Source organism: Aquimarina sp. AU119, from assembly GCF_900312735.1.
Classification (GTDB): domain Bacteria; phylum Bacteroidota; class Bacteroidia; order Flavobacteriales; family Flavobacteriaceae; genus Aquimarina; species Aquimarina algiphila.
Map to the genome: position 1 here is coordinate 212,737 of NZ_OMPF01000015.1, position 14,662 is coordinate 227,398.

Annotated in this window: 11 protein-coding genes; all 11 read left to right on the forward strand. The window is 31.8% G+C overall.

Features of this window, described 5'->3' with window-relative positions; translation table 11 throughout:
- Positions 1 to 20: 20 nt before the first annotated feature.
- Positions 21 to 917 (forward strand): type IX secretion system membrane protein PorP/SprF, encoded by an 897-nt coding sequence (locus tag DK442_RS14575; RefSeq protein ID WP_109436633.1) that lies wholly within the window; start codon positions 21 to 23, stop codon positions 915 to 917.
- A 703-nt stretch (positions 918 to 1,620) separates the two neighbouring features.
- Positions 1,621 to 3,261, forward strand: coding sequence for a TldD/PmbA family protein (locus DK442_RS14580; RefSeq protein ID WP_109436634.1), 1,641 nt, complete (start codon positions 1,621 to 1,623; stop codon positions 3,259 to 3,261).
- Positions 3,262 to 3,293: 32 nt separating this feature from the next.
- Positions 3,294 to 4,610: a TldD/PmbA family protein gene (locus DK442_RS14585; protein WP_109436635.1), complete on the forward strand. Its 1,317-nt coding sequence runs from the start codon at positions 3,294 to 3,296 to the stop codon at positions 4,608 to 4,610.
- Positions 4,611 to 4,742: 132 nt separating this feature from the next.
- On the forward strand, positions 4,743 to 5,363 hold the full coding sequence (locus DK442_RS14590) for a DUF4159 domain-containing protein (protein WP_109436636.1): 621 nt from the start codon (positions 4,743 to 4,745) through the stop codon (positions 5,361 to 5,363).
- A gap of 11 nt (positions 5,364 to 5,374) precedes the next feature.
- Entirely contained in the window at positions 5,375 to 6,379 is a 1,005-nt protein-coding gene (locus DK442_RS14595; RefSeq protein ID WP_109436637.1) for a MoxR family ATPase, read from the forward strand.
- A gap of 4 nt (positions 6,380 to 6,383) precedes the next feature.
- Complete coding sequence (locus DK442_RS14600; RefSeq protein ID WP_109436638.1) at positions 6,384 to 7,280, forward strand: DUF58 domain-containing protein; 897 nt, start codon at positions 6,384 to 6,386, stop codon at positions 7,278 to 7,280.
- A gap of 1 nt (position 7,281) precedes the next feature.
- A complete protein-coding gene (locus DK442_RS14605; RefSeq protein ID WP_109436639.1) occupies positions 7,282 to 8,580 on the forward strand; it encodes a BatA domain-containing protein in 1,299 nt (432 codons plus the stop codon).
- Positions 8,577 to 10,808 (forward strand): tryptophan-rich sensory protein, encoded by a 2,232-nt coding sequence (locus tag DK442_RS14610; RefSeq protein ID WP_109436702.1) that lies wholly within the window; start codon positions 8,577 to 8,579, stop codon positions 10,806 to 10,808. The genes DK442_RS14605 and DK442_RS14610 overlap by 4 nt, the downstream gene beginning before the upstream one ends.
- Positions 10,801 to 12,558 (forward strand): hypothetical protein, encoded by a 1,758-nt coding sequence (locus DK442_RS14615; RefSeq protein ID WP_109436640.1) that lies wholly within the window; start codon positions 10,801 to 10,803, stop codon positions 12,556 to 12,558. Before DK442_RS14610 ends, DK442_RS14615 begins: the two co-directional genes overlap by 8 nt.
- A 54-nt stretch (positions 12,559 to 12,612) precedes the next feature.
- Positions 12,613 to 13,692: an adenylate/guanylate cyclase domain-containing protein gene (locus DK442_RS14620; protein ID WP_109436641.1), complete on the forward strand. Its 1,080-nt coding sequence runs from the start codon at positions 12,613 to 12,615 to the stop codon at positions 13,690 to 13,692.
- 63 nt (positions 13,693 to 13,755) lie between these two features.
- Positions 13,756 to 14,481 (forward strand): LytTR family DNA-binding domain-containing protein, encoded by a 726-nt coding sequence (locus DK442_RS14625; RefSeq protein WP_109436642.1) that lies wholly within the window; start codon positions 13,756 to 13,758, stop codon positions 14,479 to 14,481.
- Positions 14,482 to 14,662 lie beyond the last annotated feature (181 nt).

The following is a 14,662-nucleotide window of genomic DNA, read 5'->3' on the forward strand; positions in this document are numbered from 1 at the left end:
ACAATCAATCTATCAAAAACATGAAACTACAGATATATATAGTAATCATTTTACTCTTCTTAACAATAACGGGAGTATATGCACAACAGGAACCATATTATACACTTTATAGATATAATAAAAATGTGCTAAACCCTGCTAATGCAGGATCAGAAGGTCATATACAATTTACTACAAATATTCGTAGTCAGTGGTCAAGCGTTCAAGGTGCTCCAGAGTCACAGAGCCTTTCTTTTGATACTAACATAGGTAAAAACATGGGACTTGGACTTTCAGTAGTAAATGATCAAACTTTTATAGAAAAGCAAACAGGGATCTATATTGATTTTTCATATAAATTACCGTTAAATGAGCGAATAAATCTTTTTCTAGGGTTAAAAGCAGGGGGGAATTCTTATGATGTAAATACAAATGGACTACTCACATTTGGAGCTACAGAGGACCCTTTATTATCGAATGTCAATGAGTTTAACCCCAATATTGGGATTGGTGGATATCTAAAACATGAAGATTGGTTTTTATCTATTTCTGTTCCAAGATTGTTAAATAATGATAGGATTGATGATGAGTCTGGAATAGTTACAACAGCTACAGAGCGTTCCCATTTTTATGGGATGGCCGGTTATAATCTTAAATTAAGTAACAATATAGAATTTCGACCTTCAGTATTATTAAGATATGTCGATACAGCCCCTTTTTCGGTTGATTTTACTGGAGGTTTTTTGTTCTATAATAAATTCGAACTAGGAACGGCTTACAGAACTGATAATGCGTTTAGTGGTTTTGCTACCATAAAGATTCAAAAATGGCTGCATTTTGGTTATGCTTATGAAGGTTCTTTAGAAAATGAAATAGCAAATGTTTCCAGAGGAACCCACGAGATTTTAATTCGATTTGCTATTGGAAATAAAGAATAATCTTTAGTTGTTAGGTTAATGCTTCTTAATTATTTCGGTTTTTATGCCTTATAAAACTCTTATTTAATACTCTTTAAATGTATAATTATTGATCAATAATTAATTCAAAGTAAATCATCTCCTGACTTTGTTTAAACTTTATAAGCCAAATTTGATATGTGTTTTGTCAGATTAAGAATACAAAAGTTTAACAAAAGTTTAGCCTTGCCGATATATCGTGATTTATTCATGTACTTTTATAAATGTATTTACTGTGATATTTACTTTTTTTATTTAAGTATCTGTTTTTGAGTGATTTACTTTTGTTTTTTTTATTGATTTTATACTGATAAACTTAAAAACAATCCTTCTTTAAGCGTTTTTGATGATTATTGTTATTTGATATAATTTTTCTATTTTTAGTGCAATACTAATTATAAAAAGATGAAACAATTATCTTTTTCTTGGTATTAAATGGTTTTTATTGAATTATATAAAATGATCTGTGTTTTGAATGTACACGTTATGTTTCTTGAAAAAGGTTATTTTAATAGTACTTCAATGAATATTGAAAAAAGTTGGTAAAAATAGTGATGATGGAGCTTTGGGGATACTACTATTTTTAATTTTGTAATAAAGATTATATACAGAATTCTTTAGGGTAATCATAAAGAATCTTACTAATAATAAACTAATATTCACTCAATCAAAAAAGGAAGCTTATATGAAACGAAGAGACTTTGTTCAATACGCGGGATTAGGAGCAGGCGCTTTAATGATGCCATCCCTGCTCTTAGGAAATGATATTTCCGCAGAAGCATTACTACATCCGGGAATGGATATAGCAATCAAAAAAAGAATGGCAGATATAGCTCTTAATACTGCAAAATCTTTAGGAGCGACTTATGCCGATGCTCGAATCGGAAGATATTTAAATCAATATGTTTTTACAAGAGAAGATAAAGTACAGAATGTTGTTAATACAGAATCCTTTGGTATAGGAATTCGTGTAATTGCAAATGGTACTTGGGGATTTGCTTCTACCAATGAAGTTTCTGAAAAAGGGATTAAAAAAGCTACAGATCAAGCAGTAGCAATTGCAAAGGCCAATTCAAAAATTCAAAAAGTACCGGTAAAGTTAGCTCCGGTAGCTTCTCATGGAGAGGTTTCGTGGAAAACGCCAATAAAGAAAGATTTCAAAGAAGTTCCTATTTCAGAAAAGGTAGATTTATTATTAAGTGCTAACGCAGCAGCATTAAAAAATGGAGCAAACTTTGTGAATTCTGGTTTATTCATGGTAAATGAACAGAAGTATTTTGCTTCTACAGAAGGATCTTATATCGATCAGGATGTACATCGTATTTGGCCAACATTTACAGTTACTGCTATAGATCGGGCTTCGAACAAATTTAAATCACGTCAGGCAATGAGTGCTCCGATGGGAATGGGGTATGAATATATGGATGGTTTAGATTCAGAAAAACTTGAAGGCCCAGCTGGCCTAAAATTATATAGAGGAAGTTATGATATGGTAGAAGATGCTACCATGGCAGCAAAACAAGCCAAAGAAAGACTTACTGCCAAATCTGTAGACGCTGGTAAATATGACCTTGTTTTAGAACCTAATCATTTAGGATTAACAATACATGAATCTGTAGGACACCCTCTGGAGCTTGATCGAGTTCTTGGATATGAGGCAAATTATGCAGGAACTAGTTTTGCCACATTAGATAAATGGAAAACAAAAAACTTTAAATACGGAAGTGATATTGTAAATCTGGTTGCAGATAAGACACAAGTAGGATCTTTAGGTGCTGTAGGTTATGACGATGAAGGCGTTAAAACCAAACAATGGGATCTTGTACGTAATGGAGTACTCACTAATTATCAAGCAATTCGTGATCAAGTACATATGATTGGTCAAAATGAATCTCACGGGTGTTGTTACTCACAAAGTTGGAATGATGTGCAGTTTCAAAGAATGCCAAATGTATCTCTGGAAGCAGGTAAAGAGAAATACTCTGTTGCAGAAATGATTAAGGATGTAGAAAAAGGAATTTATATTGCCGGTAGAGGTTCATATTCTATTGACCAACAACGATATAACTTCCAGTTTGGAGGTACCGTGTTTTATGAGATTAAAAATGGAGAAATAGTAGGTATGTTAGATGATGTTGCATACCAATCAAATACTCAAGAATTCTGGAACTCATGTGCTAAAATATGTGATCAGAGTGATTATCGTATGTTCGGTTCATTTTTCGATGGTAAAGGCCAGCCCTCTCAGATAAGTGCAGTGTCTCACGGTAGTGCTACTACCAGGTTTAATAACGTAAATGTAATCAATACAGGTAGAGCGATTTAAACTATTGATTTACTACAAATACTAACAATATCATGGCAATATATACAAAAGAAGAAGCAAGAAAAATCATGGAGAAAGCTTTAAGCTTTTCTACCGCAGATGCTTGTGAAATTAATATAAGTGGAAGTGAAAGTGGTAACATTCGTTATGCACGTAATACGGTGTCTACAGCAGGACACAGATCAAATCAAACCTTGGTAGTACAATCAAACTTTGGTAAAAAATCTGGTACAGCAACGATTGATGAATTTGATGATGAATCTTTAAAGAAAGTTGTGAAAAGAGCAGAAGAATTAGCAAAACTTTCACCAGAAAACCCAGAGTTTATGGCTCCATTAGGTCCTCAGACCTATGATAAGTCAATCACGTTTAGTGAAGCTACAGCCAAGATTACTCCAGAGTATCGGGCTACTGTTGCAAGCAGCAGTATTGAACCTGCAGCTGCAAAAGATATTACAGCAGCTGGATTTTTTAATGACTCATCCAGTTTTAGTGCAATGTTAAATTCTAGTGGACTTTTTGCTTATAATCAAGAGACCAATTCTGATTTTACAGTAACTATGAGAACTAATGATGGTACTGGATCAGGTTGGGTGTCTAGAGATTATAATGATATAAGTAAGTTTGATGCTGTCGAAGCTTCTAATGTGGCAATAAACAAAGCATTGATGTCAAAAGAAGCTAAAGCTATTGAGCCCGGTAAATATACCGTAATACTGGAGCCAGCAGCATCGATAGGATTGTTGGGTAATATGGCAAGAGCGTTTAATGCCCGTACAGCAGATGAAGGAAGAAGCTTTATGTCTAAAGAAGGTGGAGGAACTAAATTAGGAGAAAAAATAGTAGATGAACGCATAAATATATGGTCTGATCCTTTACATCCTGAAGTGCCAACCAGTACATGGAACGGCGCAGGACAACCATTGAAAAAAACAAGCTGGGTAGAGAATGGAGTGGTAAAAAACCTAGCTTATAGCCGATATTGGGCAAAAGAGAAGGGAGTTGATCCTGTTCCTTTTCCTAATGGTTTTATTATGCAAGGAGGTGATGCATCTCTAGAAGATCTTATAAAAAGTACTAAAAAAGGAATTTTGGTAACTCGATTATGGTATATTAGAACCGTAGACCCTCAAACACTATTATATACAGGTCTTACCCGTGACGGAACGTTTTACATAGAGAATGGGAAAATAAAACATCCTGTGAAAAATTTTAGATTTAATGAAAGCCCGATCATTATGCTAAATAATCTAGAAACACTTGGTAAACAAGTTAGGATGAATGGTAATTTAGTCCCTTATATGAAAGTAAGAGATTTTACATTTACCAGTTTATCAGATGCAGTTTAATTCTATAGCATAACTATATACTGGTCATTTTGATGAGTTCATTATGACCAGTTTTTTCTTTTAGATTACTTCATCAGGAATGTATAGTAGAAACAATAGGAGTAATAGTAAAGTTTAAAACAACAAACTGCATTGGGTAACAAATTTTTCTTCACACGATTACAGTATGAGTCTGGGGATTGGGATGTTGATCAAAGGATGCCTTCCAATCTTTTAAACTCTCTTGTTGAGTATACAACTTTAGAGGTAGATACTCAGGAAAAAATAATAGCATTAAGTAGCGAGGAGATATTCAAAAGCCCATTTTGTTATATATCAGGTCATAAGTTGGTTCAATTTACTAAAAAAGAGCGGGAGAATTTTGAGAAGTATGTCAATAATGGAGGGTTTGTATTTGCTGATGATTGTAATCATGATATAGATGGTTTGTTTTCAAAATCATTTGAACGCCAAATGGAAGATATTTTTGGACCTGGACAATTAAAGAAAATTCCCAATAATCATGAGATATACAATGTGTTTTTCAAATTTGAAGATGGCCCACCTACTACTTCTCAAGAGCTTAATGGATGGGGGGATGATATAGTACACGATTATTTAAAAGCAATTATAATCAATGGTAGAATAGGAGTTTTATTTAGTAATAAAGATTATGGTTGCGAGTGGGATTATGATTTTAGAAATAAAAGGTGGTATAAGATAGATAATACTCGTTTTGGAGTGAATATAGTATTATATGCACTTACATCATAAAAAATATATTGATGGATAAAAATTTAGCAAGTATTGAGCAAGAGGTAAATATATTAACCGGAAAGCTTAGTGATTTAAGAAAAGAAATAGGTAAAATAATTACAGGTCAGGAAGAAACCATAGAACAATTATTGATTACTTTTTTAGCCGGTGGGCATGCCTTGTTAGAAGGTGTTCCTGGATTAGCAAAAACGTTGATGATAAGAACATTGGCAGAGGCAATTGATTTAAAATTTAAGAGGATACAATTTACTCCAGATCTTATGCCTTCAGATATTATTGGTACCGAAATATTGGAAGAAGATTATAGTACTGGAAAGAAGTTTTTTAAATTTAATAAGGGACCAATTTTTGCTAATATTATACTTGCAGATGAGATTAACCGTACACCACCTAAGACACAGGCAGCTTTATTAGAAGCGATGCAAGAGTTTGAAGTAACCTATTCTGGGAAAACATATGAGTTGGATAAACCATTTTTTATTCTAGCTACTCAAAACCCTATTGAACAATCGGGGACATTTATGCTTCCAGAAGCTCAACAGGATAGGTTCTTGCTATATATAAAAATTGGATATCCCAATGAATTAGAGGAAACTACGATTTTAAAAAATACTACAGGTGTTAAAAAGGAAACACTCAATAAAGTAATTACCGGTGAAGATATCATAAGATTACAATATCTTGTTCGAGAAGTTCCTATTAGTGATGAATTGATCACTTATGTAAGCAGATTAATTCGTGCAACAAGACCAGAAACTACAAAGAATGCATACGTAAAGGATTGGGTAAGTTGGGGAGCAGGGCCAAGAGCTGGTCAGGCAATGATATTAACAGCCAAAGCTCGTGCATTGATTAAAGGACGTTTATCTGTTACTCTAGAAGATATAAAACATGTGGCTATTCCCGTATTACGTCATAGGACTATTGTAAATTTTAGAGCAGAATCAGAAAATATAACAGCTGACGATGTTACTCGTCAACTACTAAAGGAGATTACTGTACCCAAAAATTAAATAAGTGAAACAGGATTATCATCAATTATTAAAACCTGAACTCATAAAAAGCGTCTCTGGATTAGCATTGATTTCGCGTGTAATAGTAGATGGTTATTTATCGGGACTTAATCATAGTATTAGTGTTGGTCCGGGAATGGAGTTTAGTCAATTCAGGAGTTATGAACCGGGTGATGATTTACGATTGCTGGACTGGAAAATGTTAGCACGATCAGGAAGGTACTACATAAAACAATCTGAAGTAGAAACCAATATTGCAGTAAAATTTATTTTAGATGCAAGTATGTCGATGCTCCATCAGGAGGAAGGATTATCTAAGATGGATTACGTAAGAATCTTAATAGCTTCTTTAGCATATTTATCACATCATCAAGGAGATGCTGTTGGTCTTTTTGCACTTAATGATCATAATTTATATAATTTGTATCCAAAAGTTCAGAAACAACATTATAATCGTTTGTTATTAGAGTTGATTAATATTCAGAATGAAGGAAAATGGCCAGAGTACTCCAAGGAATCAAATAATTTTCATGATCGCGGTCAGAAAGAGTTGATTTTCTTTATTACTGATTTATATGAACATCATAAAGAACTTACTTCTTTTATTAAAAAAATAAAAACCCCAAGAAATGAAGTTGTGGTATTACACCTTATGGGAAAGAATGAATTAGAATTTGATTATAAGGGGACGGTTACTTTTGAAGATCTTGAAACGGGAATGAAACTTAAAATAGATACTAAAACTGCAAAAAAGAAATACTTGTCATCCTTAGAAGAAATGATGAAAAAGACAAAAGACATTTTATTGGCAAATGGAATTAGTTATCATCTTTTTAGATTGGATGAGCATATAGGAGAAGCGCTACAGGTATTTTTGAAGAAACGAAATAGATTAATGTAATATGTTCTTTCTTAACCCTACATATCTATGGGCTTTATTGGGACTCCTAGTTCCCATAGCAATACATCTGTGGAGTAAAAAAGAGGGAAAAACAATCAAAATCGGTAGTATCAAATTACTGGACGAATCAGATTCAAAACAAACCAGTAGTATTCAAATCAATGAGTTGTGGTTATTAGTACTAAGACTAGTGTTGCTTAGTGTGCTTATTGTTATTATCGCCGGACCTCAAATAAAAAAGAAAGTAAGCACAATACCGATTACATATATTTTTGAATCCTCTTTATTGCAATATGAAGAAATATATACTATTCTCGATACAATAGAAGAGGGAGAATCCTTAAGAATGTTACAAACCGATTTTCCAGAACTTCAAAAAGATCAATTAGATAGTGTTGATATCAAAGTACCAAACTATTGGCAATTAGCTAAAGAAATGGAAACTCTTGAAACCGATAGTATTGTGGTTTTTACTAATGGATTTAGATCAGGGATAAAAGGTATACGCCCTAAGGTAAATAAAGATGTTAACTGGGTAATTCTCGATCTGGAAAAACCATTTGACCAACCTATAGAAGCGGTTAAAAAAGAAAGTAAAATACAACTTTTGTCAGTATCAAGTGATCATGATGGTTTATCTTTTAATAAGCAGCTTCTTTCTTCTAATAGCGATAGCATAACATTAAACACATCAAAAGATAGTTTGATTTTTTCGTTAGAAAAGAAAAAAAATAGTATCCCTTTAATCAATGAAAAAACCATTACTATACTATTGTTTTATGAAGATAGTTTATCTAACGAGATGAAGTATTGCAACGCAGCATTTAGAGCAATATCAAAGTATATTAATAGACCTGTAGAATTGCAAATTGAAAAGAAAAAGGATACGATTGATTTTGATACTTTTGATTTGATGGTATGGTTGTCTAAGAATCCAATTCCAAAGACTTCTGCAAAAGTATTGGCATATAGACCAGATGAGTTGGCTCATAATATTATTGAAGAAGGACCTTCTTCCAGAACCTTTTACTTAACCTCTCCCCTTAATACAGAAAATAGTATTAATAAACATCTTTCTGAAGAACTTTTATATTTAATCGATATACATAAAGAGGCAAAAGAAAAAATTGATTTGTATGACAAACGGGTCATGGATATAAAAGAATTATCTCCTTTAGTATCTAATCTCAAAATTGATAAAAAAAATGCTTCAATTTTTGATATCTCACAATGGCTATGGATAGTATTAGTCTTCTTATTAATTATAGAACGTATAATAGCAAAATACAGAAGACAATGAAGATGACAGGAAATATGATATTAAATCGGTTTAGGAGACGTTGGCAATTCATGTTGTGGGTTGAGATTTTACTGTATTCTCTTGGACCAGCTATTTTGGTGTATTTTTTATTCTTCAAATTACTTTGGTCAATACTTGTATCGATAGTGTTAGTTGGATTTATGTTTATTTTTATAAAACCATGGAGGCCCAATTTAAAAAAAGTAAGTGGTTACATAGATCAACATCTGGATACAGCAGAGTATAGTACTGGCCTTTTATTATTACCAGAAGAACAATTATCAGGACTGGCAAAGCTTCAACAATATAAAGTAGCGAAAGAACTTGTGGAGAAATTGGGTACTATTAGTCCACCAAGCAATTTGTTACGAGGAAGTGTCATTATGGGCTTATTTGCAATAGTAGGATTTCTAATGTATCAATTTAAGATAATCAATTATTTACAAGAGGCAAAGGAACCAAAAATACCTGCAAATACAATAGTTTTCACAGCTACAGATTCAATTTCAAAAAGAGGTAAGCAACCTAAATTAGAACACCAGGAATTAATTATAGATTATCCAAGTTATACACAAATACCTTCTTTTAGAACTACAAAAATGGATGTAAAAGCAGTAGAAGGTTCAAAATTAACCTGGCGAATCAAGTTTAATACACATATAAAAGATGTAACTATAGAAAGTATGGGAAGTAGTCAATCCATGAATTATGGTAATGAAATATATACTCAAACTTCTACATTGAATGCTTCGGGGTTTTATAATTTTAGATATACCGATGTACAAAATACATCATATACTTCTGATTTGTATGCTATAGAAATGATAAAGGATAGGGGTCCTGGAGTAGAGATTATTGGACTAAAACAGTTTACTTCCTTCGAGTTTGATGAAAATAAAAAGCTTTCTTTTAAAACCTCTGTTACTGATGATTTTGGAATTGCAGATGTTTATATTATTGCTACAGTAAGCAAAGGCTCTGGGGAATCAGTAAAGTTTAGAGAAGAAAAATTAAGCTTTGATACTAAGGTTATTAGAGGGAGTAAAAATTTGAAGTTATTAAAAAGTATAGATTTAGATAAGATGAAAATGGAGCCGGGAGATGAACTTTATTTTTATATTGAAGCTTTGGATCGCAAGCAACCGATGTCTAATACATCTAGAAGTGAAACCTTTTTTGCAGTTATAAAAGATACACTCTCTGATCAATTTGCAGTTGAAGGTACTATGGGAGTAGATTTAATGCCCGATTATTTTAGAAGTCAACGACAATTGATTATAGATACAGAAAAGTTAATTCGGGAGAAATCAAAATTGACTAAAAAAGAATTTAATTTTAAAAGTAATGAGTTAGGCTTTGACCAAAAAGTACTACGCCTTAAATATGCAGAATTCATGGGGGACGAATCAGAATCAGAACTTGTTAATCAAGAAAATCCTGAGATTTCTAATGAAGACGAACATGGAGATGAAGATCATGATGAAGAAGATCCTTTGGAGCAATATACACACAAACATGATAGCGATAATGAGCACAATCTGGTCGATCATAAAGAAGGAGATAGTGAAGAAAAGAACGATCCTTTACATGAATACTTACATAACCATGAAGATCCCGAAGAATCTACGCTATTTACACAATCTCTAAAAAGTAAACTAAGACAGGCCTTAAATGAGATGTGGGATGCAGAACTATATTTAAGATTATATACTCCAGAGAAATCATTGCCATATCAATATAGAGCATTAAAACTTATACAGGAGATTAAAAACAGTGCTCGTGTCTATGTACATCGAATTGGCTTTGATCCACCGCCTATTAAGGAGGATAAAAGACTTACGGGTAAAATAGAAGAAGTATCTAATTTTAGGAAAAAAGAAGAATTACAAGAACCAGAGATATATCCATCGATACGACAAACAATCTTAAGATTAGAAGAATTGATAGTAGGTAAAGAAAAGATTAATGATGATGATAGAAAACTTTTTGAGAAAGCAGGAAATGAATTGGCTATCAAAGCACTTGAAAATCCAGGAAAATATCTAAGAACATTACAAAAATTAAAAAGAACTACCGAAAATAAAAAAATACCATTGTCCGCATTGGTTGAAATACAAGGAGGTTTATTTGATGCACTTCCAGAACTAAAGTATAATGCAGTAAAAAGAAAAGTACTAACTGGCGAGATTAATGAATTATTATTAAAAGAACTTGAAGTTCATGATTGATAACCTTACTTTTTTGAATGCAGAATTGATGTGGCCATTAAGTATAGGAGCAATCCTGTTATGGTGTGTTTTTATTTGGAAAGAATGGTATTCAAACAAGAAGCCTAGATTTTGGATCAAAGTAATGATATCATTTTTAGCTATTGGTGCTCTTGTTATCTTGGTATTAAAGCCAGTAATAAGTGTGCCCGGGGATGCTACAAAAATGGTGATACTGACAGAAGGTTATGATCAGGTAAGGTTAGACAGTATAAAGAAAGTTCACAAAAGAATTAAAGTATACAAGTATAACATCAATCAGTTAATTTTTAAAGATATAAATATTCCGGATTCTGTTTTTATACTGGGCTATGGTGTAGAACCCTTCGACTTTTGGCAATTCGATAATTGTAAAGTAAAATACCTTAACGATTCGATACCCTCAGGAGTGATTAGATTTACCTATGATCACAAAAATACCGTGGGAAAACAAATGATATTTAATGGGCTTTATCATAAGCCTAAAAAGGAAAATCAACTAGTATTAGAAGGTCCGGGAGGAGTATATTTAGATTCAGTTTCATTAGGGGGTGATGAGCAACAAATATTTGGATTATCTACAAAACTCAATCTACCAGGGAAATTTGTTTTCTCTCTGATAGAAAAGGATACTACAGGTAAAATTCATTCTAAAAATCCAATTCCCCTTCTTGTAGAAGATCCGATTCCCTTAAAAATATTAATAGTGAATGGATTTCCAACTTTTGAAACCAAATACTTAAAAAATTATTTGGCAGAAATGGGGCATCAGGTATTAGTTAGAAGTCAAATTACCAAAGGAAGATACAAATATGAATATTTTAATATGGAAAGACTACCTATAGGTACTTTCTCAGAAAAAAATCTACAGCCTTTTGATTTGGTTATTATCGATGCAAATTCATTTAAGAAATTAGGAAAAACATCCAGAACAGTTTTAAGAAATTCGATCAGAGAAAATGGTTTAGGCCTTTTTATACAGTCTGATCAGGACTTTTTTAGATTTTCGAGAAACTTTGGCTCATTTGATTTTGTTACCCAAAAAAACGTAGAGACAAATCTTAAAGGTCAATCAAAAATAAAAATTTCTAAATCCCCTTTCTTTTTTAAAGATGAATTTTTATTACATCCAATTCATAAAAATACCAACAATCAAGTACTATCTGCATATAAACCAATGGGGAAAGGAAGAATAGGAACTACAGTATTAGAAAACACGTATGAATTAGTATTGAATGGCCGGACTAAAGTTTATCAGGAATTATGGTCAAAATTGATTAGTAGTATAAGTAATAAGGAAATTCCTTCAGCAGAATGGAGGTCAAGAGGAAATATAGCATATATTAATCAACCTTTTAAATTCAAGTTAAGAACATCTATAGCCAAACCTATGGTTAATACGATAAATGGATATAAAATTTCAATGCGTGAAGATATTGATATATCTAACCTATGGAGTGCTACTACATATCCAAAAACCTTAGGATGGGACACTCTGTTGATACAACAAGATACAACAGAAGTCTTTCCATACTTTGTTACTCATACTTCTCATTGGAGATCGCAGACTCATTATGAAAAAATAGTAGAAAATAACAAGTATTCTGCTGTTTCCTCAAAGGAGAGTAAAGAAGAAAATAAAGCTTTTAGATTAGTAAACCCTTTAGGATTCTTTTTGATTTTTTTAATCTGTATTGGATATCTATGGTTAGAACCAAAAATGGTAAATTGACAGAAAATATAAACTAAAAAATTGTTGGAGTATTTTAGTGCCAAATTATAGAAGATGAATCGAAACCTTAAACAATATAGTACACTTTTATGGCAATCTATCTTTTTTTGGGGGATTGCCCTGGGATGTTATGTAATATTTAGATTTTTTGGGATAGATGAAGAAGTAGGGATACAGACGAATCCAGATTTTAGATTTAAAGAAGCTTTATTTGCTTTTGTTATATTAGGAATGTTTCTGGGATTAATATATGCTACAGTAGATTTTATTTTTGATAAATTCTTTTCAAAACAAATAACTTTGGGGTTGAGAATTATTGTTAAGAGCTTTATTGATTTTACTATCACCATTACTATTTTTACCATGATGTTAAAGATTTCATCTAAAATCTTTAACGTTGACTTTAATACAGAACAAGGATGGTGGAGGGATGATAAGTCATTTTGGGCCATTATTATATATCTGGTTCTGGTTTCTTTTGTTTTTTCGTTTATTACAATCGCAGTTGAAAAATTTGGCAAAGGAGTTTTTCTAAAAATGCTCTTAGGAAAATACAAAAATCCGCAGGAGGAGAAACGTATATTTATGTTTTTAGATTTAAAAGACTCTACAACTATAGCAGAAAATTTAGGACATTATGCCTATAGCCAATTTATACAAGACTGTTTTTATGACCTTAATGATGTAGTTCCAAAATATGATGCCGAGATTTATCAATATGTTGGTGATGAAGCGGTATTATGTTGGCCTTATAGAAAAGGAATATCCCAACAAAAATGTATCGGTATATTTTTTAGTTTTAAAAACAATCTAGATGAAAAAAAGGAATATTATCTAAATAAATACGGAGTTTCTCCAGAGTTCAAGGCAGGATTGCATGGTGGACAAATAATGGTTTCTGAGGTAGGGACGGTTAAAAAAGAATTAGCATATCACGGAGATGTAATTAATATTTCTGCCAGAATTCAGTCACAATGCAACACGTACAATGAATTCTTTTTGATTTCTTCTGAATTGCTGAGTGATATACAAATAGAAGAAGAGTTTTCTGTGAAAGAAATCGGAGCTCTTAAATTAAAAGGTAAAAATGAACTAGTAGATATTTGTGCAATACAACAAATGGCTGAAATTTAAAAAAATATATAACAAACCAGTAATATTAATTACTTTGGTAGTCCCTTATAAAATTAATAGTATATGATTAAATCATTACTCATTGAAGATGAAGTGTATATTAGAAAAGGCTTGCTTAATTTGTTAGAATTATTAGATACTGAGATAAATGTATTAGGAGAATGTGAATCTGTAAACGAAGCGGTTATTTTGGCAAATGCCTGTAAACCAGATTTGATTTTTTTAGATATTAATCTTGCAGATGGCACTGCTTTTGATTTTTTGGAACAAACTAAAAATCTAGAATTTAAAATAATATTTATTACTGCTTATGAAGAATATGCACTTCAGGCATTAAAAATAGGGGCAGTAGATTATCTGTTAAAACCTATAGAAATAGATGAACTTAAAGAAGCTATTGAAAAAGTAAGTAATATCAATACTAAAGACATTCTAAAACAAATGGATATTGTTCAGAATCATCTTAAGGGAGAAGGAAAGAAAATTGTTTTACGTACTCAAGAAAGTCTTCAGTTTGTGATTTTAGATCAATTGTTATATTGCAAATCAGATAAAGGATACACTACATTTTATTTAAGCGACGGCAGAAAGTTTCTGGCTTCTGGTTCTATCGTAGAATTCGAAAAACAATTACCTCAAAACGTTTTTATTAGATCACATCAATCATATCTAGTAAATCGTGATTATATTGATAGATATGATAAAAAAGGGTATTTAATTTTGGCAAATGAAACTAAAATTCCTGTATCTACAAGGAAAAGAGAAGAGATTATTTCTAAAATATTCTAACTAATTTATTTGAGAATGTTATTGTCATCATAACTATTCTTTTTAGAATATAAAATTGCTGTAAGAAAATGATATTACTTAACGTAGCTCCTTATTGCTAGTGTTCTGTGTTTTGATTCAAATACTCTTATTACTACTCATTTTACATTTCTTCATAAAGTAACTATTACTTCTAAAATCG